Origin of the sequence: Nesterenkonia sp. PF2B19 (assembly GCF_001758425.2) — a bacterium.
Classification (GTDB): domain Bacteria; phylum Actinomycetota; class Actinomycetes; order Actinomycetales; family Micrococcaceae; genus Nesterenkonia; species Nesterenkonia aethiopica.
In genome coordinates, this window is record NZ_MDSS02000070.1 from 1 (window position 1) to 18,436 (window position 18,436).

Annotated in this window: 32 protein-coding genes and 1 pseudogene; 18 read left to right on the forward strand and 15 right to left on the reverse strand. The window is 68.0% G+C overall.

What is annotated here, in order from left to right:
- Window positions 1-73 precede the first annotated feature (73 nt).
- The 3 genes from BCY76_RS20825 to BCY76_RS15190 form a co-directional block, all read right to left on the reverse strand.
- Entirely contained in the window at window positions 74-394 is a 321-nt protein-coding gene (locus BCY76_RS20825; protein WP_139827837.1) for a DUF6994 family protein, read from the reverse strand.
- A 94-nt stretch (window positions 395-488) separates the two neighbouring features.
- Window positions 489-863 carry a nuclear transport factor 2 family protein gene (locus BCY76_RS15185; RefSeq protein WP_070161934.1) on the reverse strand — a complete coding sequence of 125 codons (375 nt, stop codon included), beginning with the start codon at window positions 861-863 and terminating at the stop codon, window positions 489-491.
- Between the two features lie 149 nt (window positions 864-1,012).
- Window positions 1,013-1,270 (reverse strand): Smr/MutS family protein, encoded by a 258-nt coding sequence (locus BCY76_RS15190; protein ID WP_070161884.1) that lies wholly within the window; start codon window positions 1,268-1,270, stop codon window positions 1,013-1,015.
- A gap of 74 nt (window positions 1,271-1,344) precedes the next feature.
- Between BCY76_RS15190 and BCY76_RS15195 the strand changes: the two genes are divergently transcribed.
- Window positions 1,345-1,752, forward strand: coding sequence for a RidA family protein (locus tag BCY76_RS15195; protein WP_070161887.1), 408 nt, complete (start codon window positions 1,345-1,347; stop codon window positions 1,750-1,752).
- Window positions 1,753-1,767: 15 nt separating this feature from the next.
- Here the strand turns inward: BCY76_RS15195 and BCY76_RS15200 are convergent, their stop codons facing one another.
- Entirely contained in the window at window positions 1,768-2,010 is a 243-nt protein-coding gene (locus BCY76_RS15200) for a PspC domain-containing protein (RefSeq protein ID WP_070161889.1), read from the reverse strand.
- Between the two features lie 161 nt (window positions 2,011-2,171).
- Between BCY76_RS15200 and BCY76_RS15205 the strand changes: the two genes are divergently transcribed.
- Window positions 2,172-2,585 carry a hypothetical protein gene (locus tag BCY76_RS15205; protein ID WP_070161891.1) on the forward strand — a complete coding sequence of 138 codons (414 nt, stop codon included), beginning with the start codon at window positions 2,172-2,174 and terminating at the stop codon, window positions 2,583-2,585.
- A 47-nt stretch (window positions 2,586-2,632) separates the two neighbouring features.
- Window positions 2,633-3,088: a GNAT family N-acetyltransferase gene (locus BCY76_RS15210; protein WP_070161893.1), complete on the forward strand. Its 456-nt coding sequence runs from the start codon at window positions 2,633-2,635 to the stop codon at window positions 3,086-3,088.
- On the opposite strand, the gene BCY76_RS15215 is transcribed toward BCY76_RS15210, so the two are convergent.
- The 3 genes from BCY76_RS15215 to BCY76_RS15220 are packed head-to-tail and all read right to left on the reverse strand — an operon-like array spanning window position 3,076 to window position 4,287.
- Window positions 3,076-3,372, reverse strand: a complete 297-nt coding sequence (locus tag BCY76_RS15215) for a DUF1905 domain-containing protein (protein ID WP_070161895.1) — start codon at window positions 3,370-3,372, stop codon at window positions 3,076-3,078. The genes BCY76_RS15210 and BCY76_RS15215 overlap by 13 nt on opposite strands.
- Window positions 3,373-3,421: 49 nt before the next feature.
- Window positions 3,422-3,556, reverse strand: coding sequence for a hypothetical protein (locus BCY76_RS20080; RefSeq protein WP_272896864.1), 135 nt, complete (start codon window positions 3,554-3,556; stop codon window positions 3,422-3,424).
- Window positions 3,557-3,564: 8 nt separating this feature from the next.
- On the reverse strand, window positions 3,565-4,287 hold the full coding sequence (locus BCY76_RS15220) for an SDR family NAD(P)-dependent oxidoreductase (protein ID WP_201791160.1): 723 nt from the start codon (window positions 4,285-4,287) through the stop codon (window positions 3,565-3,567).
- Window positions 4,288-4,519: 232 nt separating this feature from the next.
- On the opposite strand from BCY76_RS15220, the pseudogene BCY76_RS20830 reads away from it, so the two are divergent.
- The 5 genes and pseudogenes from BCY76_RS20830 to BCY76_RS15240 form a co-directional block, all read left to right on the forward strand.
- Window positions 4,520-4,591, forward strand: a pseudogene (locus BCY76_RS20830) (TetR family transcriptional regulator); the annotation flags it as partial.
- Window positions 4,592-4,645: 54 nt separating this feature from the next.
- Window positions 4,646-5,014 (forward strand): TetR-like C-terminal domain-containing protein, encoded by a 369-nt coding sequence (locus BCY76_RS19660; protein ID WP_237090215.1) that lies wholly within the window; start codon window positions 4,646-4,648, stop codon window positions 5,012-5,014.
- Between the two features lie 42 nt (window positions 5,015-5,056).
- Entirely contained in the window at window positions 5,057-5,737 is a 681-nt protein-coding gene (locus tag BCY76_RS15230) for a winged helix-turn-helix transcriptional regulator (RefSeq protein ID WP_070161896.1), read from the forward strand.
- 3 nt (window positions 5,738-5,740) lie between these two features.
- Entirely contained in the window at window positions 5,741-6,388 is a 648-nt protein-coding gene (locus BCY76_RS15235) for a dihydrofolate reductase family protein (RefSeq protein WP_070161898.1), read from the forward strand.
- Between the two features lie 51 nt (window positions 6,389-6,439).
- Window positions 6,440-6,844, forward strand: a complete 405-nt coding sequence (locus BCY76_RS15240) for a VOC family protein (protein WP_070161900.1) — start codon at window positions 6,440-6,442, stop codon at window positions 6,842-6,844.
- Window positions 6,845-6,885: 41 nt separating this feature from the next.
- On the opposite strand, the gene BCY76_RS15245 is transcribed toward BCY76_RS15240, so the two are convergent.
- Complete coding sequence (locus BCY76_RS15245; RefSeq protein ID WP_070161902.1) at window positions 6,886-7,260, reverse strand: VOC family protein; 375 nt, start codon at window positions 7,258-7,260, stop codon at window positions 6,886-6,888.
- A 160-nt stretch (window positions 7,261-7,420) separates the two neighbouring features.
- Window positions 7,421-7,810 carry a winged helix-turn-helix transcriptional regulator gene (locus BCY76_RS15250; protein WP_070161904.1) on the reverse strand — a complete coding sequence of 130 codons (390 nt, stop codon included), beginning with the start codon at window positions 7,808-7,810 and terminating at the stop codon, window positions 7,421-7,423.
- A 109-nt stretch (window positions 7,811-7,919) separates the two neighbouring features.
- On the opposite strand from BCY76_RS15250, the gene BCY76_RS15255 reads away from it, so the two are divergent.
- Window positions 7,920-8,321: a nuclear transport factor 2 family protein gene (locus BCY76_RS15255; RefSeq protein WP_085437875.1), complete on the forward strand. Its 402-nt coding sequence runs from the start codon at window positions 7,920-7,922 to the stop codon at window positions 8,319-8,321.
- Between the two features lie 20 nt (window positions 8,322-8,341).
- Here BCY76_RS15255 and BCY76_RS15260 read toward each other — a convergent pair whose 3' ends face one another.
- Window positions 8,342-8,971 carry an isochorismatase family protein gene (locus BCY76_RS15260; RefSeq protein ID WP_070161908.1) on the reverse strand — a complete coding sequence of 210 codons (630 nt, stop codon included), beginning with the start codon at window positions 8,969-8,971 and terminating at the stop codon, window positions 8,342-8,344.
- A gap of 155 nt (window positions 8,972-9,126) precedes the next feature.
- Between BCY76_RS15260 and BCY76_RS15265 the strand changes: the two genes are divergently transcribed.
- The 3 genes from BCY76_RS15265 to BCY76_RS20550 all read left to right on the forward strand — a co-directional run bounded on the left by BCY76_RS15265 (window position 9,127) and on the right by BCY76_RS20550 (window position 11,004).
- On the forward strand, window positions 9,127-9,723 hold the full coding sequence (locus BCY76_RS15265; RefSeq protein WP_070161910.1) for a CGNR zinc finger domain-containing protein: 597 nt from the start codon (window positions 9,127-9,129) through the stop codon (window positions 9,721-9,723).
- 216 nt (window positions 9,724-9,939) lie between these two features.
- Window positions 9,940-10,293, forward strand: coding sequence for a DUF1801 domain-containing protein (locus tag BCY76_RS15270; protein ID WP_070161936.1), 354 nt, complete (start codon window positions 9,940-9,942; stop codon window positions 10,291-10,293).
- Between the two features lie 327 nt (window positions 10,294-10,620).
- On the forward strand, window positions 10,621-11,004 hold the full coding sequence (locus BCY76_RS20550; protein ID WP_336582550.1) for a hypothetical protein: 384 nt from the start codon (window positions 10,621-10,623) through the stop codon (window positions 11,002-11,004).
- Between the two features lie 18 nt (window positions 11,005-11,022).
- Here BCY76_RS20550 and arfB read toward each other — a convergent pair whose 3' ends face one another.
- On the reverse strand, window positions 11,023-11,463 hold the full coding sequence (arfB, locus tag BCY76_RS15280; RefSeq protein WP_070161914.1) for an alternative ribosome rescue aminoacyl-tRNA hydrolase ArfB: 441 nt from the start codon (window positions 11,461-11,463) through the stop codon (window positions 11,023-11,025).
- A 132-nt stretch (window positions 11,464-11,595) separates the two neighbouring features.
- On the opposite strand from arfB, the gene BCY76_RS15285 reads away from it, so the two are divergent.
- From BCY76_RS15285 to BCY76_RS15300, 4 genes are all read left to right on the forward strand, one after another.
- Window positions 11,596-12,012, forward strand: coding sequence for a hypothetical protein (locus tag BCY76_RS15285; RefSeq protein WP_070161917.1), 417 nt, complete (start codon window positions 11,596-11,598; stop codon window positions 12,010-12,012).
- A 25-nt stretch (window positions 12,013-12,037) separates the two neighbouring features.
- Window positions 12,038-12,838: an alpha/beta fold hydrolase gene (locus BCY76_RS15290; RefSeq protein WP_070161919.1), complete on the forward strand. Its 801-nt coding sequence runs from the start codon at window positions 12,038-12,040 to the stop codon at window positions 12,836-12,838.
- An 81-nt stretch (window positions 12,839-12,919) separates the two neighbouring features.
- Window positions 12,920-13,555, forward strand: a complete 636-nt coding sequence (locus BCY76_RS15295) for a hypothetical protein (RefSeq protein WP_070161921.1) — start codon at window positions 12,920-12,922, stop codon at window positions 13,553-13,555.
- A gap of 11 nt (window positions 13,556-13,566) precedes the next feature.
- Window positions 13,567-14,160 (forward strand): OmpA family protein, encoded by a 594-nt coding sequence (locus BCY76_RS15300; protein WP_070161923.1) that lies wholly within the window; start codon window positions 13,567-13,569, stop codon window positions 14,158-14,160.
- Window positions 14,161-14,166: 6 nt separating this feature from the next.
- On the opposite strand, the gene BCY76_RS15305 is transcribed toward BCY76_RS15300, so the two are convergent.
- The gene (locus BCY76_RS15305) at window positions 14,167-14,994 is read right to left on the reverse strand and encodes an aldo/keto reductase (RefSeq protein WP_070161925.1); all 828 of its coding nucleotides are present in this window, start codon (window positions 14,992-14,994) and stop codon (window positions 14,167-14,169) included.
- Between the two features lie 60 nt (window positions 14,995-15,054).
- Here BCY76_RS15305 and BCY76_RS15310 point away from each other — a divergent pair, with 60 nt between their 5' ends.
- Both BCY76_RS15310 and BCY76_RS15315 read left to right on the forward strand, forming a co-directional pair.
- Complete coding sequence (locus BCY76_RS15310) at window positions 15,055-15,813, forward strand: GNAT family N-acetyltransferase (RefSeq protein ID WP_070161927.1); 759 nt, start codon at window positions 15,055-15,057, stop codon at window positions 15,811-15,813.
- 56 nt (window positions 15,814-15,869) lie between these two features.
- A complete protein-coding gene (locus tag BCY76_RS15315; RefSeq protein WP_336582554.1) occupies window positions 15,870-16,784 on the forward strand; it encodes an NADP-dependent oxidoreductase in 915 nt (304 codons plus the stop codon).
- On the opposite strand, the gene BCY76_RS15320 is transcribed toward BCY76_RS15315, so the two are convergent.
- The 3 genes from BCY76_RS15320 to BCY76_RS18285 all read right to left on the reverse strand — a co-directional run.
- Window positions 16,774-16,968 (reverse strand): hypothetical protein, encoded by a 195-nt coding sequence (locus BCY76_RS15320; RefSeq protein ID WP_237090216.1) that lies wholly within the window; start codon window positions 16,966-16,968, stop codon window positions 16,774-16,776. The two genes, BCY76_RS15315 and BCY76_RS15320, sit on opposite strands and share 11 nt — an antisense overlap.
- Window positions 16,965-17,498: a maleylpyruvate isomerase N-terminal domain-containing protein gene (locus tag BCY76_RS15325; protein ID WP_170922723.1), complete on the reverse strand. Its 534-nt coding sequence runs from the start codon at window positions 17,496-17,498 to the stop codon at window positions 16,965-16,967. The genes BCY76_RS15320 and BCY76_RS15325 overlap by 4 nt, the downstream gene beginning before the upstream one ends.
- A 113-nt stretch (window positions 17,499-17,611) precedes the next feature.
- Window positions 17,612-18,436: HNH endonuclease signature motif containing protein (locus BCY76_RS18285; RefSeq protein ID WP_170922724.1), on the reverse strand; the 825-nt coding region annotated here is incomplete at its 5' end.

The window sequence follows — 18,436 nt, forward strand, 5'->3', positions numbered from 1 at the left end:
CCTCAATCATCGACCACTGGGCATCGGAGAGCACCTGGAACCTCGACATCTACTCAGTCTCGCAGGACGGGCGCTACATAATTGTCAGACATGCCCTAGTAGGCCTCATCCTACTCGGCGGTGAAGTGCTCGGCTGATCCTGCGGGGCGCCGCCGAAGACCTTGAGTGATCCGGACGCTGGTCGGGATGAGTGTCCCGCGGTGCGAGTGGTGGTGCCAGTCCGCAGAGCGGCGGCTGGTCGAGAGCGTGAAGGGTCCCCGTGGGGCAACGGCTTGCTCCACAGGGTCCGGTGGGACCGGCGTGGAGCGGGGCTGTGGCTGTCCGGATCCTTGCCTGGGCGAGTGCCCGAGCGGACATCGACGTTGACGTCGATCGTGTCCCGATACGCCTCCATGCTCACCAACCGACAGCCCTCTCGACACAGTCCAGCGGTACCAGGTCGATCTGATGCCGACGGCGGGGCTGCTGCATCGAATGGGGGAGTCCGGTCAGAAGCGCTCGGTTGCGGGCGTGGCTCGGTCTGGGTCGTCGTATGGTTCCGGCCAGAATTCAGTGATCTCCGTGATCCTGCCGGAGTCGTCGAACGACAGGAAGGACTGCGCGTCGCCGCAGTCGTCCCCGACGGTCCAGGCGAACCAGATCACCGCTCTGTCAGTGTCCCCGAGCACCCACTTCTCCGTGAGCTGCCAGTCGCCCGGGTATTCCTGGTTGAACCGCAGGAACGCCTCCCGGCCGCGCCGGCGCTCGCGGCTCTGCGGCGTTGTGTAGATGACGTCGGGATGGAGCAACGCGGACCAGGCGTCCCATTCGCGATTCGTGAGGTGGCTGAGGTAGTTACGGGCAAGATCTGCGGTGTCGGCCATGGAGTGAGGATATCGGCGGATGGTCGCGATGTCGGAGGGGCCCCGCGATGCGCCGTCCCACGAGCACTCCGACGGCAACGTTGCGGCCCTCCGTCCGTGCCGGTAGACGTGACGATCTGCGGTTCCCTGTCCCAGGGTGCAGGAAACCGTCAGTGCTTGAAGTGCACGAACACGCGCCCGAAGTTCTTGCTGTCCTTCTCCACCCGGTGATATCTGGCTTTGACGTCCTTGCGGTCCAGGAACCGCAGCACCCGCTTCTTCAGCTGTCCGCTGCCCTTGCCGGGGATGATCTCCACGGTCTTCACCTTCGTGCGTTCGGCTTCGTCGATGATCTCGGCGAGCGCACGGTCGATGTCGCGGCTCCTGTTGAAGATGTCGTGCAGATCAAGAGTGAGTCGTTTCGACATTGCTGGGCCTATCGTCGGTTGGACGTGCCATCATCCCCAGGCTACAAGGTCGTCTGATATGGGATGCTGGTCATATGTCCAGTGCAGTGAGTCTCATCCGTTCTGCCACCCTCTCCGACGTGGCCGAGTACGCCTACGCGGCCACCGCACGCAAGGAGGCCAGGTTGGTCTTCCTCGCAGGGGCCTGCCCGCTCGATGCCGACGGCGCCACGGTCGCAGTCGGTGACTATGCCGGTCAGGCGGCGGCATGTGTGGCGACGATGGAGGACGCCCTGGCCGCGGCAGGAGCCCGGATCGATGACGTCCTCAGCACGCGCGTGCTGGTGGCGTCGTCGTCCCAGGCTGATCTCGTGGCGGCCTGGGAGGTGGTGCGTGATGCGTTCGGAGACCATGATGTTCCGAGCACACTGATGGGGGTCACCGTCCTCGGCTATGACGACCAGCTGGTCGAGATCGAAGCCGTGGCCGCAGTGGTGGACTGAGGGCTCCCGTCGCTCTCAGGTGCGCCGCAGGGCCTGCTCGAGCGGAATGCGGCCATCCTGCCACGGCGTCAGGAGCCAGACGATCACATAGGCTCCGACCCCCAGCACCGGGAGCAGGAACGATGCGAGCAGCAGAGCCCGCACGAGCCAGACATTCGCCCCGAGCTTCTCGGCGATGGCCCCGCCGATTCCTGCGACGAGACGGTCAGGGCCTCGCCGGATGCCGAGTGAGCGGATGGTGTCGAAGATGCGATCCATGCTCCCGATGGTACGCGCACCGTCTTGGCAGTCTCTGCTGGGCACGCTCCGAGGGGGTGACGGCCGCTGGGCGGTGGGCGCAGACCATCCTCAGCTGTGAGTTATCCACAGATGCCCGGAGGGGCTGGTGGCCGGTGCGGCGCCCGACGGAGGATCGAAGCATGAGCTTCGAAGACCTCCCGGAGAACTGGACCGAGATGCCCCTGACCTCCCAGCCGCTGGCCGCCGATGCGGTGGATCTGCTGATCAGCGAGAAGGACCGTGCTCGGAGCACGATGCTTCTGCTGCCCTGCGATGCCCGCGGCGTCGCTTACCCCACCCCGGTGCTGATCGGCGAGATCGACTGGCACGTCGGACCGTCCGAGCGTCGAGAGATGCTGGAAGCCCTGGCCTCCCTGCAACTGGAGTCTGCGTTGGTGGCGGCGTCCTCCCGCCATCGCCTGTCCGACGCCGTCGTCGCCGCCTGGGCCACTGATCTGCAGGAGATCTTCGACGACGCGGGCACCTGGCTGCTGGGGTTCTTCAGCGTCTGGCCTCTCACGGTGGAGCCGGTGGCGCTGAGGCTGAGGGCGTGAGCGGGCTGCGGCAGCTCAGTGCCCGAAGGGGCGCGTAGGCTCTCCCCATGGCGCCTCACGAATTCGTCCCCGCAGACTTCGACCCGCCGACCGCATTGGCCACTCGGCAGTTCCGGCTCGAGCCGCTGGGTCCGCAGCACAATGAGGCCGACCTCCGGGCGTGGACATCGAGCATCGCGCACATCAGGGCCACTCCGGGGTATCCGGACGGCTCCTGGCCGCCGGAGCAGGGCATGAGCCCGGAAGAGAACCTCGCCGACCTCACGCGGCACGCGGCCGACTTCGTTGCGCGTCGAGGTTTCACCTTCACGGTGCTCGATCCCGACGACGACGTCATCGGCTGCGTGTACCTGTATCCCTGCGCTTCCCCGGAGCATGACGTGGAGGTGCAGTCCTGGGTGCGGCAGGACCGTGCCGAGCTGGACGAGCCGCTCGCCCAGGCGGTGGCGGACTGGCTGGTCGTCGCCTGGCCCTGGGAGAACCCGGACCGTCACGGTCGCTGACCCCGCACCTCCACCGTGACGGTGACGTGGTCACCGACGTCGATCCGCTCGGCCCGCTGCACCGCCACTTTCACCGGCACCAGGAAGCGGCCGTCCTTCGGCCAGACGGCCGTGTCGAAGTCGGTGGCGCCGATGGTGGCGCTCACCGGCACCTGTCCCCAGTACATGAGACCCCGGGCGGCCTCCTTCATCTGGGCGGAGACCTCTTCCGGCATGGGCGCAAAGACGAATGGTGCAGGTCCGCGCCATTCGATGAGCTCTGCGTCGAAGGTCCAGCCCGTCATCGACTCTCCATGCGCTCATGCTAGCGGCAGGCCGGGGCAGGGGCGCTCGTCAGGCCGAGTCCTCCGGCCAGTCGAACCGTCGGAGTGAACCGTAGGAATCACGGCGGGCGGCGTAGGCCAGGGTGGCCTGCTCCGGGGCGTCGTCGCCGATCAGGACCCGCAGGGGGCGGTCGGGGTCGCCCAAGTGCGCGATCAGGCGTCGGCGGCGAGGCGAGGATCGGCGTCCGTCGGCTGCGTGTCGGCATCAGGGGCGGGCCACGGGACAGCGGGGGTGCCGAAGAGGTCGGTGCGCAGCGCGTCGTACTCGGGCTTCGGTTCGGCGAACGTCATGCTCGTCCCGGCCCAGTCGGTCGCGAAGCCGCCCAACTGGGCGATCGTCACCCGGATGCCGAACTGCGCGACCTCGGCGGACAGCGCCTCGCTGAACCCTTCGAGAGCCCATTTGCTGGCGTTGTACACCCCGAACGTCGGCATGGCTCCGACGGCGCCCACCGTGGAGATCTGCACGATGTCGCCACCGCCGCCGGCCCGCAGGTGGGGGGTCGCGGCGCGCGAGACCCACATGGCGCCGAACAGGTTCAGGTCCACGAGGTCGCGGGCCTGCTGCTCCTCGACCTCCTCGATCGCGCCGACGAAGCCCGCGCCGGCGTTGTTCACGACGACGTCGAGACCGCCGAACTCCTGGGCCGCGTCATCGACGACGGCGGTGACGGCCTGGGCGTCACGGACGTCGAGCGGAACCTCCCGGGCTGAGTTCGGATGGGCATCGACCAGCTGCGACATCGCTCCGGGGCTGCGGACGGTTCCGATGACGCGGTCTCCCTGTGCCAGGGCGGCCTGCGCGAAGGCGCGACCCAGTCCGCGGCCTGCGCCGGTGATGAGCCAGGTGCGGACGCGAGCTGGTGTCTCAGGCATGGCAAGTTCCCTTCAGCGAAACGGTTCGTCTCGCCAGTATCATGAGCGACGCTTCATCCTGTCAAGACGGTGCGTCTCGTCTCGCGATGAGGTACTCTACCGGCATGACGCCTACGCCGGAGACCTCCACGTCGGGAGCGCGGGAACCTGACGCGTCCCGACGCAGTGATCGAGCCCGCCGAGCGATCCTCTCTGCGACGCGCGAGCTGATCAGCGACGTCGCTACGCCCGGCTGAGCATCGAAGGCATCGCCTCGGCCGCCGGCGTCGGCAAGCAGACGATCTACCGCTGGTGGAGGTCAAAGGCCGCCGTCGTCTTTGATGCGATTCTGGAGGCCAACTCGCAGGACGGCGGGTCCGTGGCGTTACCGGACACCGGTGACCTCGAATCGGATCTCCGGGCCGTGCTGCGGGGGACCGTAGCCGCGCTGACCGAGCCCGCCACCGACCGCCTCCAGCGCGCGATCACCGCAGAGATTCAGACGGACCTCGTCGTCGCTGACGAGTTGGTGTACCGTCTGCTCCGTCCTCAGCTCGACGCCACCGCTGCGCGCATCACGGCAGGGGTGCAGGCTGGTCAGGCCGGTGAGTCCGTGAATCCGCAGCTGGCGGCGGAGCTCCTCTTCGGCCCGGTCTTCCATCGCTGGCTGCTGCGAACCGGCCCGCTGGATGACGAGTTCGCCGATGGTGTGCTGGCCATGGTTCTGGCGGGCCTGCGGCCCCGCTGACGAACCCTTGTCATTCCGGAGTTGACTTCGTATTGTGAAGTCATGACGAAGGACTACGGCCAGTTCTGCGGCCTCGCGAGGGCGGCCCGCGCGCTGGGGGAGCGGTGGGCGCTTCTCATCGTGCGTGATCTGAGCGTCGGACCGCGGCGATTCAAGGACATCCACGAGGGGCTCCCCGGAGTGCCGACGAGTGTGCTCACCACGCGGCTGCGCGAGTTGGAACAGATGGAGGTCCTGGAGCGGCGCGCCGCCGAGCAGCCCGGAGGGGGAGTGCTCTACGCCCTCACAGCGTACGGGGCCGAACTCACGCCCATTTTGGACAGACTCGGGCGATGGGGCGCCCAGCGCATGAGCGCCCCGGAGCCCGGCGAGATTCTCACGAGTTCGTCTTTGGCGGCTGCACTTCGTGCGGCCTATCGGCCGGGCATCATCTCGGCTCCCACGACCTACCTCATCCATGCAGGAGCCGCGAGTGCCTGGGCGTCCGCCGGAGGCGAAGACCTCGACGTCGGGGCCGGCATCCCCGTCTGCGACCCTGACGTGGTCATCCACGCCGGGCCCCAGCTGAGGCTGCTGTTGGCCGGCCGCCTCTCCCCGGAGGACGCCGTCACCTCCGGGGAGCTCACCATCGAGGGTCCTGCCGCAGACCTTGAGGTCTTCGCCCAGGCGTTCCACGTCCCGCTGGCCCTCACTGTTTCCCCGACCGCGTCAGAAGGGCCTTGAGCCATGAAACTCAGCATCCATCTCTTCACGACATTCGACGGCGTCAGCCAGAGCCCCGGAAGCGCCGAGGAGGACACTCGCGGCGGATTCACGCACGGGGGATGGTTCATGCCGTTCTTCGACGAGGGTTGCGGTCATGCGATCGACGCGTGGTACGTGCGCTGCGGCGCCCTGCTGCTGGGGCGGCGCACCTTCGACACCTTCGCCTCCCACTGGCCGCATGTCACCGATCCGGAGGATTCAGTGGCCGCTCAGATCAACACGGGGCACAAGTATGTGGTGACATCCTCGCCCCTGGGTGAGACCTGGGCGGACACGAGCACACCCCTCGGCGACGGCTTCCTCGAGGACATCGCCAGGCTCAAAGCGGTGGAGGATGACCTCGAGCTGCAGGTCCACGGCAGCATCCACCTGGCGAGAACGCTGCACGAGGCCGGCCTGATCGACATCTACCGGTTCCTCATCGCCCCTGTGGTCGTCGGTGCCGGATCCAGGATCTTCACTCCGAACACGCCACCGACGGCGATGCGGGTCGAGCAGAGCACCGTCACGGCCAGCGGGGTCTTTGCCACGGAGATGACGCCCCGCGACTTTGGGAACTCGCTCAGCGTCACTGTCGAGGACGGCAAGAACATCATCGTCGACGCCTGACCCACCACCCAGGAGCCGGCCGCGCCTGCCACCACGGAAAGGAGGGAGGTCATGACCTCCCCGCATCAGCCCCTCACCGTCTGCCTGCCGATCGACGATCGACGGCGTGCCATGGACTTCTACCGGGACGCTTTCGGCTTCGAACCGGTCGGCCCGCTCGCCGACGACGGCGTCCCCGAGCCTCTGCAGTTCAGCGTCGCTGCCGGTGTCACGCTGATGCTGATCCCGAGGGGAGGATTCGGCTGGGTGATCGACCCCCGGCCGGCCGCCCCCACAGGCCAGAGCGAATGTCTGTTGAGCCTCACGGTGGACACCGTGGCGGAGGTCGACCGTCTTGCCGAGCGCACTCGCGCGGCAGGAGGGGAGGTGACCTCCCCTCCGCAGCGTCAGGACTGGGGATACATCGCGGTCTGCGCCGACGTCGACGGGCACCTGTGGCAGATCATCGCCCTCTAGTCCTCCTTGTCCGAAGCATCACTGGAGGGTGCGCTTCTCCGTCAGAGGTAGGGGCGGGTGAGGAGCTCCAGAAAGTGCCCTGAAGGATCCAGCAGATAGACGCCGCGGCCGCCGTGTCCCTGGTTGATCTTCCCGGGCTGGGATCTCTGAGGGTCCGCCCAGTGTGGGATCTGCTGGTCTGTGATCTTCTGATAGGCGCGATCGAAGTGGTCGTCGTCGACCAGGTAGGCGTAGTGCTGCGGAGGGAACTCCATCGGCGGTGTGGCGAACTGGAGGAGCACGCCGTCGGTGAGCTGGACGTTGTGGAAGGGGCCCCACGAGGGGGCCTGGTCTGCTTCGAGCAGATCGCGGTAGAACCCAGCCATCTCGGCGGGGTCAGTTGAGGCGATGATCGTGTGGTTGAAACGCGCTGTCATGGTTCTCCTGGTGGGTCGTGAGTGGGTGGGGCAGAACACTCACGCAAGGAGGGGCGCGGATCAGGGCACGACCAGGTCGCCTGTCCGGGAGCGGCCCGTCACGGCCTGACTGGTCATCATCACCAACAACCTACTGTGCGACGATGCGTTGACCAACTGATCAGCGCGTCGAGATCTCCTCGGGCATGGTCTTCTCGTCGTACGCCGCCCGGGAGGCCTCGACCTCTTCGATATGGGCCTCCGCCCACTGGCCGAGCGCCGTGAGGGGCCCGCGCAGTGAGCGGCCGAGGGGCGTGAGGTCATACTCGACACGCGGCGGCATCTCGTCATAGGCGGTCCGAGAGACGATGCCGTCGCGTTCGAGGTCCCGCAGCGTGTCGGCCAGGACCTTGCCGCTGATGCCGTCCACTGCTCGGCGGATCTCCCCGAAGCGCAGGCGGCCGCTGGTGAGCGCGATGACGATCATCGCCGTCCACTTGTTCGCGATGCGCGCCAGAGACGTGCGCGACGGGCACGTCGCGACCATCACGTTCCATGGTGGCTGTTCCATCAGGGCCCCTCATCTGCGGTTACGTTGAGGTAACAGGTTACCACTGGTTACTGTCAGGGATGGCGCGGATCAGGCGATCCTGCGACCTCCCGATGACAAGGATGGCACCATGAGTGAGAGCACTCCGGCGGCAGTCGCCGCCACGTACTTCGAGGCCCTGGGGCGCGGCGACATGCCGACGGCGATGGCCCAGTTCAGCGCGCAGGTGGTGTGGCACCAGCCGGGGGCGCATCGGTTCTCCGGCCAGCACATCGGCGTCGAGGCCGTCGGTGCACACCTGGGGCGCATGATGGAGGCTAGTGAAGGGACCTTCCAGGTGGCGCCCACGGGGTCCGCGATGGTCAATGGAGGGTTCATCGCCGTGCCGGTTCGCTTCAGCGCCACGCGACCCGGCACCGCGATGGACATGGCAGGGGTGGACCTGCTGACCATCCAGAACGCCGAGATCGTCGCGGTGCACCTGTTCTCCGAGGACGGAGCAGCTGAGGACGCCTTCTGGGGCGCGGCCTGAGGTCTATCGGTGATCTACGCTCAGGCGCTCCCGCGGCCCTGGGCTGCAGAGGTGACCAGATCGCTCGCCTCCAGGGCCTCGCCGGCCTTCACTGCCGTGACCCAGCGTGCCGTGTCGGCAACCGCCGCCCAGTTCGAGTGCAACAGGGCCATCAGCGTCTCGTGGACCTGGCGGGCCGAGGCGCTGCCGGCGTCGTTGGCGAGATCGACGGCTCCGGTGGCGTCCGAGAGCACCTCGACGGCGATGCCCAGCGGCTCGGCGCCCGCGGCCGAGGCCAGCACGCAGTTGTTCGTCATATAGCCCACCAGGGTGATCGTGTCGACCTCCTGCTCCCGCAGCCAGTCCTCAAGGGTTGTCCCGGCGAAGACGCTGGAGAACTGCTTGCTGATCCGCAGCGAGGAGCGGTCCTCGACGGCGGCGACGTCCGGGTGGTTCTGCCCGGTGGGGGAGCCCGAGGCGAAGACAGGGGCTCCCTCCGGCAGTTCGTGCTGCACGACCACCACAGGGACGTCTGCTTCGGCGGCGGCGTCGATCGTTGTTCGGATGCGAGTGACGGTGGCGTCGCGATCGGGGTGCTGGATGGGCAGCAGGCCCTCGAAGTACTCCTGCTGGGCGTCGATGACGATGAGGGCTCGGCGGGGTGCAGTCATGCTGTTCTCCGTTTCATCAGGGGTTCTCTCAGGGAGGAAGGTCGTCGGGGCAGCCACATCCTCCGGCGACCCGCTCTCATGGAAAATAAGAGCATTTGACGTGATTCAGGCTAGCAGGGATGTCACGGAAAACAAGAACCGGTACCATGAGAGTCATGTCGGAGTCAGCGCAGCATCTCGTGCCGGGCACGCACGAACACCCCAGCATCGCGCTGGTCAACACCCTCGAAGGCGGTGCCGCCGGTCGTAGTAGGGATGCGCTGTCCACGCCCGAAGGTGCGACCGCATGGTTGGTGGACCGAGGCATGATCGCCCCGGAGGCGGAGCTGTACGAACCATGTCGGCGTCGGTTGGTCGAGCTGCGGGAGGACCTCCGCGATCTGTTCATCGCGCACGTCACCGGCGGCATCCCCAGTCCCGAGTCGATCGACGCCGTCAACCGGGCGCTGACCAGCGCGCCCGGTGCGCTGCTGCTCCGTTTCGACCCGCGGGAACGCTTCAGCCGCGGCGTGGACCATCCGGCCACCCAGGTGGTCGAGCACGTCATGGCCGTCATCGCAGAGGATGCGGCCGCCCTGCTCGCCGGCGAGGACGCGCCGTCGCTGGCAGCCTGTGAGGCGCCGTCGTGCCGGTGGTTCTTCCTGCGTACCCATGCGCGCAGGCAGTGGTGCTCCACCCGCTGCGGCGATCGGGTGCGCGCCGCACGCGCCTATGCCCGCAAGAGGGCCCAGCAGGTTGCCCAGACGAGGTGAGTGCGCCCTCCGGTCCTCGCCTGCGGCCCGGCTGATTGGTACTCTGCCGGTGACGGCGGACTCAGTCGTCGACTGCACTTCCAGGCGACGGATCGCCTGAATCATTGCGGAGAGGCCTGAAGAGATCAGGACATGTCCGGATGGGGTGCCGCGCATCGACCTGCGCGGAAGACCACGGTGCCGCCTGCCCGAGGCGGCTGACGAAAGGACATGATCATGACGGATAAGAATACGAAGAACCGGGAGAAGGTCCTCAGCAGGATCTCAGCGATGGACGAGCCCCGACGGTCTGTCATGCGTCGCCTGCACGACCTGATTCTTGAGGCCGCGCCGGATCTGAAACCACGCATCTGGTACGGCATGCCCGGTTATGCGAGCTCAGCGAGCTCCCCGGTCCTGGTGTTCATCCGCAATGACGAACTGATCTCGCTCGGGGTGAGCGAGAAGGCCGGGCCCGTTCCGGCAGGCGAAGGAGAGGGGCGGCTTCGCCCGTCGGCGTGGTTCGTCGAGGAGCTGGACGACGTGACGGAGCGTCGCGTCGCAGAGATCGTCCGCGCCGCCGTCGCCTGATCCCGGGAGGCTCCTGCCGGCAGCGGTGTCGGTCGCCTGGTCTTCTACGTCGTGTCCGAGTGCTGCCCCCGATGATCGTGCGCGCCGCCAGTACAGTGGAGCCCATGGCTGAACCGACCCGCTGGGTGACCGAGACCGGGGACGACCACTCGCAGTGGTACATCGACCGTTTCCGCCGTATGGCGGCCGAGGGGAAGGACCTCGTCGGGGAGGCGCGTCTGGTGGACGCCATGGTTCCGCGGCAGGCCCGGATCCTCGACGCCGGCTGCGGCACCGGGCGGCTGTCCGGCGAGCTGCACGCCCGCGGCCACACGGTGGTCGGCGTCGATGCGGACGGCGAGCTCGGGCGCGGCCGCGCGGCAGGATCACCCCGGCCCCCGCTACGCCGTGGCAGACCTCTCCGAGCTGACCCTGGAGATGCTGGGGGAGGCCGAGCCCTTCGACGCCGCCCTGCTGGCGGGCAACGTCATGGTGTTCGTCGCTCCCGGCACGGAGGTCCAGGTGCTGCGGCGCGTCCGAGACTGCGTGACCGAGGAGGGTTTCCTGATCCTCGGCTTCCACGTGGACCGCCACCTGAGCCTGCAGGACTTCGACCGGCATGCCGCCGACGCCGGGCTGTGGGTCGAGCATCGTTTCGCCACCTGGGACCTGCGGGCCTGGCACGACGACGCCGACTTCGCCGTCACCGTGATGCGCCGCGAAGGAGTCTGAGACGCTCGAAGAGTGGCGTCATTCAGGGTGAGGACGACGACGGTGCTGCTTGGTCTCGGAGCGCCTCCGTTTCGCCTCCAGCCGCCGACGGCCTGAGGCCCGCGTGGGGCGCGTCGCCCGGCGCGCGGTCTCAGGGACCACGGCATCGCGCAGCAGGGCGGCCAGTCTCTGCCGCGCGGTGGCCCGGTTGCGCCGCTGCGACCGGTGCTCCGAGGCGCTGATGGTCAGCATGGTCCCGGTGAGCCGGGAGGCGAGGCGGTGGAGGGCTCGCTGACGCTGCTCCTCGGTCAGCGCCGTCGTCGTGGCGAGATCCAGGCTCAGCTGCACGCGGGAGTCTGTGGTGTTCACACCTTGCCCGCCAGGGCCGGAGGCGCGGGAGAACTGTTCGTCCAGCTCTGCCTGCGGCACGCGCAGACCGTGCGGCGCACCGGGGCCGGGGAAGACATGCAGATCGTCCATGGGGACGAGTCTGCCGCATCGGATGCCTGAACCTCGACCTGGTGGCCCGAGGTTCGCGCAGGTGTGGATGGGTTCTCCACAGATTCCCGGAGGGGGTGGTGGCCGCCCGCCGCCGACCGCCAGGATCGGGGTATGAGCTTCGAGGATCTCCCCCAGGACTGGACTGCCGTGCCGCTGACCTCGCCGCGCGTGGCCGGCGCCGTCGTCGACCGGGTGCTCAGCGAGAAGCTGCGTGCTGAGGACACCTTGCTGCTGATCTCCTGTGACGAGCGCGGAGTCGCCTACCCGCCGCCCATTCTCATCAGCGAGACCGACTGGCAGGCCGACGGGCAGGAGCGTCGCGAGATGCTGGAGGTCCTGGCCGCCCTCGGTGTGCCCTCCATAGTGGTGGCCTTCTCCTCCTCGCGGCCGTTGCCCAGCGGGGTGGTGGATGCCTGGCATGCCGACGTCGACGCCGCATTCGCTGCAGCGGGCACCCGGCTGCTCGGCGTCTTCACTGCCTGGTCGCACACCGTCCGGTCCGTCTCGCAGGTCCCGGTGGGAACCTGAGTCCGCCGCCAGTAGGCTGGAGGCTGTGAGCACCTCGACGGATCTCAGCCTGCACACCACCCTGATCGGAGAGGGCGGCCCTGTGGTGGTCTTCCTGCACGGGCTCTTCGGGCAGGGGAAGAACTTCACCCAGATCGCGAAGGGTCTGACTCCGGAGCACCGGAGCCTGCTGGTGGACCTGCCGAATCATGGGCGGTCCGGGTGGACCGAGCGAATCGACTATGCAGATATGGCCGATCATGTGGCCGCGGAGCTGAGTTCCGGTGTCGCGGCCGAGGGTCCCGTCCATCTGGTCGGGCATTCGATGGGCGGCAAGGTGGCGATGGTGCTGGCCCTGCGTCATCCCGAGCTGATCGACAGGCTCGTGGTGGTGGACATCTCTCCGGTGTCCTCCGGGGGATCCATGGGTCAGTTCGAACATCTTCTCGACAGCCTCGCCACCCTCGACCTGACCCGCCTGAGCTCACGCCGCGAGGCCGAGGAGCAGCTCCAGGAGCCGATTCCGGAGGCGATGACCCGCGGTTTCCTGCTGCAGAGCCTGGTCCGTGAGGGCGGGACGTTCCGGTGGCTGTCCAACCTGGAGCTTCTGCGCTCTGAACTCGACGTGATCGGCGGCTTCCCTGACGCTGGTGACGCGCAGTTCACCGGACCCGTGCTCTGGGTCGCCGGCGCCGACTCGGACTACATCGCCGAGGAGCACCGTCCCGTGATGCGCGAGCTCTTCCCTCAGGCGCAGCTGCTGCGTATCAAGGACGCCGGTCACTGGGTCCATGCGGCTCAGCCGGAGGTCTTCACCTCAGTCCTGCGGCAGTCCCTCGGATCCTGAGCCCCTGCCGGGGTTGACCCGCAATGCACCACGACATACGGTATTGCATATGCAAATTGCAGTGAATCCCGAGGAGTCGTCATGGTGTCCCGATCGCTGACCACAATCATCGGCCTGACTGGAGTCCTGGCCCTGACCGGATGCGGAACGCTCGGAGGTGGGCCGCAGGACGATTCGGGGCAGGAGAGCCCCGAGCCCGCGTCTGAGGAATCACCCGACGAGCCGCGTGAGCCTGCCGAGGACGTCACGCTCACCATGGACGACGCGGTGCAGACCATCACATACCCCATCCAGGGCAGCTTCGCCGAGGGGGAGGTCACCATGGGACTGCACTCCCTCGAGGTGGTGGACGACGCCATGCTCCTGACGGTGAGCTTCATGCCGGAGTACGAGGACCCCTCCGAGGTGCATCTCTTCCAGAACCTGCACAGCCTGGGCAGCACCACTCTGCTGCCGGTGGTGAACGACCGTGAGAATCTGAAGGCATATCACGTGCCGCGGCAGACCACGAACCAGTTCGCCCAAGGGGGCGGATGGCTCGGCGGGTCATTCGCCACCGGTGCGTGGGCGTCCCCCGTCGGTGACATCGAGGCTCAGCATGGGGAGCTCATCACGCATTGGGCGTACTTCCCTGCTCCTGAGGATGATATCGACACGGTCGACGTCGCGGTCGTCCCCGGGGTTCAGGAGTTCCAGGACGTGGAGATCCAGCGATGAGGAGCCATGATGTGCGCATCCCCGCAGGGGTCGCCGTCGGCATGGTCGTCCTGCTGGGCACGACGGCGGCGGTCCATCCCGGACATGTCGGGGCCCCGGTCGAGCAGACGGAGACCCTCGACGGCCCGCCGGAGCGCCCCGAGGACCTGAAGATGGACGACGCCGTGCACGCCTACGACGCTGACCCCTTCATCTACCGGTACGAGGCGCAGGACTTCATCGAACATCTGGGTGATCCCACCGTGGAGGACGCCGAGGAGAACCTGATCTCCCTGTCCACCGACATCCTCTTCCGCATCAACAGCTGGGAGCTGCCTGACAGCGCCGGCGACCACCTGGCCGAGCTGGTGGACGAGATCCCAGAGAGCGCCGAGGTGCAGGTCACCGGGCACACGGACTCCGTCCCCACGGGTGAGGAGTTCGACAACCAGGAGCTCTCGGAGCGGCGGGCCGAAGCGGTCGCCGACGTCCTAAGCGAGGAGAGGCCCGATCTGACGTTGGAGGTCTCCGGCAAGGGCGACACCGAGCCGGCGGTCGCCGAAGAGGAGGAGGACCCCGCCACCTACGCCGCGAATCGCCGCGTGGAGATCGTCTACGAGGACTGATCCGGCTCAGCCCGCGGCCGGCACGTGGTCCGGGTGCGCGGTCCGGCGGCCGTCCTCACCCCGGTCCAGGGCGTCGAGGACGGCGGCGTCCTCGGCTGCGAGCTCCCAGTCCAGGACCTCCAGGTTGCTGGCCATCCGCTCGGGATGGTCCGTCTTGGGGATGATCACGTCGCCGCGCTGCAGGTGCCAGCGCAGGATCACCTGGGCAGGGGTGCGTCCCAGCCGGTCGGCGAGCTCGATGACGGCGGGGTCCGTCAGGTCGTCCCCCTTGCCGAGCGGGCTCCACGCTTCGACGGCGATCCCGTGGTTCCAGCACCAGCGGCGCAGCTCATCGTTGGCGAAGTACGGGTGCGCCTCGATCTGATCCACGGCTGGGAACACGCCGGTGGCCTCGATGATCCGCTCCAGATGGTGGGATTCGAAGTTGGAGACGCCGATCGCTCGCGCCCGTCCGGACTCGGCGACGGCGATCATGGCTCGCCACGTGTCCACGTAGTCGATCTCCAGCATCGGCATCGGCCAGTGGATGAGGAACAGGTCCACGGCGTCCAGGCCGAGACGGGCCAGCGACTCGTCCAGGCTGCGGTCGACGTCGTCGGGCGCATGGTTGCCGTTGTCGAGCTTGGTGGTGATGAAGACGTCATTTCGGGCGACGCCCGAGGCGCGAAGTCCTTCCCCGACGCCGGCCTCGTTGCCGTACATCTGGGCAGTATCGATGTGACGGTAGCCGGCCTGCAGGGCCGCGGCCACGTTCCTGGCCGGGTCCGACGACCGGCCGGTGCCGTATCCGATGCGTGGAATGCTGGTTCCGGAGTTCAGCTGCTGGTGTTCCATGGCCCGAGCATACGCGTCCTGGCCGGTCCGGGGTGGCGGGTGTCGGCGTAGGATGCCGTCATGCTCGGACTGACGCTGATGCTCACCCGCTTCCTCTCAGCCCTCCGCACGGCGTGGCAGGACCTTGTCTTTCGCGGAGCCCTGCTGAGCCTGCTGATGCTCGTGCTCAGCGCCACGATCTTCTACACGCTCAGCGAGGGGTGGCCCGTCCTCGATGCCCTGTACTTCTCCGTGGTCAGCGGCCTCACCGTCGGCTATGGGGACCTGGTGCCGAGCAGCCCATTGGCGAATGTCTTCACCATGCTCTACGCGCTGCTGGCCGTGGGGCTGTTCGTCACCATCGCCGCCTCTCTGGGTGGTGCCTTCGCCAGGAACCGGTCTGAGCGCAGGGCCGGGCGCCGTCGTCGGCGGCGGGACGGAGACTCGGACTCCGAGCCCGACGTTCAGGTGGACGGAGAGCTCGATGCTGAGGCACTTGAGGGCCTGCGCGTCCGCGTGCACCCGGACGGGACCGCCTCGGGATGGTCTCCGCGCAGCGCTGACGGCCGGGAGAGCTGGGTGACCGCGACGATCTCGGGGCAGCTGGTGGGCTTCGTACGGATGATCGGCGACCGGGACCAGGACGCCGTCGTCCTGGAGCTGCTCCTGGATCCCGAGCACCACCGGCTGGGGGAGACTCTGGTGCAGCGCGCCGCCGAGATGGCACGAGAGGCGGGACACAGGCGGCTCTTCGCCGATTTCGCTGACCCTCAGGACCGTGCTGTGTTCAAAACCTGCGGGTTCGTCCGGGCCTCGGCCGGCGTCCAGCAGCTCATCTGAGGGCGAACAGCGGGAATGCGTGCGCGGCTGGGACGGTTTTCGCCACCATGCGTGCGATGACTTATTCCGAGTACGGTTCACCTGACACTCTGCAGCTCACCGAGCAGCCGACCCCGAAACTGGGCCCCGGCGCGGTGCTGATCGCGGTGGAGCGCGCCGCGGTCAATCCCGTCGACTGGAAGCTCATGGCCGGTGGGCTCGACGCCATGCTTGATGCCGTGTTCCCCGTGATCCCGGGATGGGACGTCTCCGGGGTGGTGGAGGCGGTGGGCCCCGACGTCCCCGAGTTCTCTCCAGGAGACCGAGTGGCGTCCTACGCCCGCAAAGATGTCGTCCACGGCGGCACCTATGCCGAGTTTGTGGCTCTGCCGGCCACTTCCGTGGCGCGCGTGCCCGAGGGCGTGTCCTTCGATGAGGCCGCAGGCCTGCCGTTGGCGGGTCTCACCGCGCTGCGCTCCCTGGAGACCCTGCGTCTCTCCGGGGACGACACTCTGCTCATCCACGGCGCCTCCGGGGGAGTGGGTCATCTCGCGGCCCAGCTGGCCTCGGCTTCCGGCGCCAGGGTTCTCGGCACGGCCTCGGAGCGGAATCACGAGAAGCTTCGCGCGCTGGGCGTGGAGCCGCTGACCTACGGCGAGGGGCTCGCAGAGCGAGTCCGTGGCCTGGCGCCCCAAGGCGTCACGGCGGTCGCCGACTTCGCCGGGGGAGTGCTCGAGCAGACGTTGGACGTGCTGGCCGAGGGCGGTCGCCACGTGTCGATCGCGGACCCCTCAGTGGAGGAGCACGGCGGTCGCTGGGTGTGGGTGCGGCCCGACGGGCAGAAGCTCGCCGAGCTCTTGGCTAAAGTCGCCGACGGCGCCCTGAGCGTGGAGATCGACCGGCACTTCCCCCTGGAGCAGGCGGCCGACGCGATGACGCACAATCAGGCCGGCGCCGGCTCCGGGAAGATCATCATCGACGTCACGGAGTGATCGGCTGATCCAGCAGCTGCTGCACGGCGGCGCGGTCACCGCGCACCTCGAGAGATGAGGTCGCGAGGTCGCGCCGCCCCCAGAGGAGCAGAGCGACGTCTTGGGCCCGGCCGCGGATCTCCGCGGCCGGGTCTTCTGCGTCCTCGGGCATGACCCAACTGGTCGCGGCGTCCGTGGCGGTCACGCGGACCGACGACGACGGCGCTCCGCGCGTCCCCGCCGCACCTGGCGGGGGTGCATGACGGTGATGATCTCGTCGATTCCGTCGGCCCACACCTCGGCCCCCGCCTCGGGTGGCTCGGCATCGAGAGACTCGGCGAGATCATGGAGGTGGATCAGGGTCTCGTGCACCTGGCGACGTCGCCAGAACGACGCCGTTCCGTCACCTCCGAAGATCCGCGCGGGAGCATCGGGGCTCAGCTGAGTGAGGGTCTCGTGGAGGTGGGCGGCGCAGGAGCGATAGTGCGCGGCGAGGTCCTCCGGGTGTTCTGCGGGGCGTTCCTCGTCAGGGGCCGAGGCGAGGCCTTGAGCCATGTCCGCCGCCCAGAGGTGGACGTCACTGAGATGCACGGTGAGGTCCCGGACGGTCCACCTGCCACAAGAGGGCACTGGCGCGTCGGGGTCGGCGACGAGCAGATGCGCGTGGAACTCCCGCTGCAGGGCGGCGAGCAGCGCGAGATGGTCGATGTCAGGCCGACTGGAGAAGTCACGCATGGAGACAGCGTAGCTGTGGCGGCCATGGAGTGGCGTGGGCATGCTGAGGACGGCACCCGGGTGGGGGCCGTCCTCAGCATGTAGAGCAGTGAATGTGGCGGATGCGGTGGTGGTCAGGGGTGGCCACGGATGTGGACACGATGACTGGTGTGGACCAGGTCGATGGGTCCGGCAGGTGCGGCGCGACGGTGAGAGTTCAGGGCGCGCGGCATGGCCCGCCGTGCTGTCCAGTTCAGACGTGTCAGGGGTGGGGGTCTGTGCTGGGACCGACAGGGCCGAGGTGGCGCTGGGGGATTCGGCGGCGCTGATGGTGATCCCGGGCCCATCGGTGTCGCTGTCTTCGGTGGTGTGGCCTGGTCCTCTTCGGTGGTCAGCAGGCCGTGGGACTTCAACCGATGGTGTCTGCGGCACAGGGCCTGCAGGTTGGGCCCGCTGGTGGGGCCTGCCGGGTAGGGGAGCCGGTGGTCAAGATCGCAGCGCTGCGCCGGGATGGTGCACCCCGGGGCCTGGCAGACCCCATCGCGGAAGATGATGGCATCCCGCAGCCGGGCCGGGGCGTAGCGGCCGGTGTAGGTGATGGCGAGGATGTCCGGAGAGACGTCCCCTGCGCCGGGCTGGATCGGGCCGGGCTGGGGTGGGCTGGTGGTGGCGTGGTACCAGTCGTGGCAGGTGCGGGGAACACCGGCGAGGTGGCGGGCATCGCTGGCTGGGATCACCCAGTTCCGGTCGGCGCTGATGCCGGGGTCGTCGCTGTGTCCGGTCAGGGTGGTCTCAGGGATCATGACCGCGATCTTCGCCTCTACCGGGGCGCCCTCGACCCGACCGGAGAGCAGCCAGGAGGCGAACAGATCAGCCTCCAGCTGAGCCAGAGTCCGAGGATCCGCGCCGTCTGCGGGGGTTTCGAGGCGGTCGGAGTCTCCAGGGGCAGGAGTCTCCCC

Bases quoted from the DNA above. Each gene is read 5' to 3' on its own strand.
- BCY76_RS20825 (WP_139827837.1), bottom strand. From the start codon at position 394: ATGGAGGCGTATCGGGACACGATCGACGTCAACGTCGATGTCCGCTCG.
- BCY76_RS15185 (WP_070161934.1), bottom strand. From the start codon at position 863: ATGGCCGACACCGCAGATCTTGCCCGTAACTACCTCAGCCACCTCACG.
- BCY76_RS15190 (WP_070161884.1), bottom strand. From the start codon at position 1,270: ATGTCGAAACGACTCACTCTTGATCTGCACGACATCTTCAACAGGAGC.
- BCY76_RS15195 (WP_070161887.1), top strand. From the start codon at position 1,345: ATGTCCAGTGCAGTGAGTCTCATCCGTTCTGCCACCCTCTCCGACGTG.
- BCY76_RS15200 (WP_070161889.1), bottom strand. From the start codon at position 2,010: ATGGATCGCATCTTCGACACCATCCGCTCACTCGGCATCCGGCGAGGC.
- BCY76_RS15205 (WP_070161891.1), top strand. From the start codon at position 2,172: ATGAGCTTCGAAGACCTCCCGGAGAACTGGACCGAGATGCCCCTGACC.
- BCY76_RS15210 (WP_070161893.1), top strand. From the start codon at position 2,633: ATGGCGCCTCACGAATTCGTCCCCGCAGACTTCGACCCGCCGACCGCA.
- BCY76_RS15215 (WP_070161895.1), bottom strand. From the start codon at position 3,372: ATGACGGGCTGGACCTTCGACGCAGAGCTCATCGAATGGCGCGGACCT.
- BCY76_RS15220 (WP_201791160.1), bottom strand. From the start codon at position 4,287: ATGCCTGAGACACCAGCTCGCGTCCGCACCTGGCTCATCACCGGCGCA.
- BCY76_RS15230 (WP_070161896.1), top strand. From the start codon at position 5,057: ATGACGAAGGACTACGGCCAGTTCTGCGGCCTCGCGAGGGCGGCCCGC.
- BCY76_RS15235 (WP_070161898.1), top strand. From the start codon at position 5,741: ATGAAACTCAGCATCCATCTCTTCACGACATTCGACGGCGTCAGCCAG.
- BCY76_RS15240 (WP_070161900.1), top strand. From the start codon at position 6,440: ATGACCTCCCCGCATCAGCCCCTCACCGTCTGCCTGCCGATCGACGAT.
- BCY76_RS15245 (WP_070161902.1), bottom strand. From the start codon at position 7,260: ATGACAGCGCGTTTCAACCACACGATCATCGCCTCAACTGACCCCGCC.
- BCY76_RS15250 (WP_070161904.1), bottom strand. From the start codon at position 7,810: ATGGAACAGCCACCATGGAACGTGATGGTCGCGACGTGCCCGTCGCGC.
- BCY76_RS15255 (WP_085437875.1), top strand. From the start codon at position 7,920: ATGAGTGAGAGCACTCCGGCGGCAGTCGCCGCCACGTACTTCGAGGCC.
- BCY76_RS15260 (WP_070161908.1), bottom strand. From the start codon at position 8,971: ATGACTGCACCCCGCCGAGCCCTCATCGTCATCGACGCCCAGCAGGAG.
- BCY76_RS15265 (WP_070161910.1), top strand. From the start codon at position 9,127: ATGTCGGAGTCAGCGCAGCATCTCGTGCCGGGCACGCACGAACACCCC.
- BCY76_RS15270 (WP_070161936.1), top strand. From the start codon at position 9,940: ATGACGGATAAGAATACGAAGAACCGGGAGAAGGTCCTCAGCAGGATC.
- BCY76_RS20550 (WP_336582550.1), top strand. From the start codon at position 10,621: ATGCGGACGGCGAGCTCGGGCGCGGCCGCGCGGCAGGATCACCCCGGC.
- arfB (WP_070161914.1), bottom strand. From the start codon at position 11,463: ATGGACGATCTGCATGTCTTCCCCGGCCCCGGTGCGCCGCACGGTCTG.
- BCY76_RS15285 (WP_070161917.1), top strand. From the start codon at position 11,596: ATGAGCTTCGAGGATCTCCCCCAGGACTGGACTGCCGTGCCGCTGACC.
- BCY76_RS15295 (WP_070161921.1), top strand. From the start codon at position 12,920: ATGGTGTCCCGATCGCTGACCACAATCATCGGCCTGACTGGAGTCCTG.
- BCY76_RS15305 (WP_070161925.1), bottom strand. From the start codon at position 14,994: ATGGAACACCAGCAGCTGAACTCCGGAACCAGCATTCCACGCATCGGA.
- BCY76_RS15310 (WP_070161927.1), top strand. From the start codon at position 15,055: ATGCTCGGACTGACGCTGATGCTCACCCGCTTCCTCTCAGCCCTCCGC.
- BCY76_RS15315 (WP_336582554.1), top strand. From the start codon at position 15,870: ATGACTTATTCCGAGTACGGTTCACCTGACACTCTGCAGCTCACCGAG.
- BCY76_RS15325 (WP_170922723.1), bottom strand. From the start codon at position 17,498: ATGCGTGACTTCTCCAGTCGGCCTGACATCGACCATCTCGCGCTGCTC.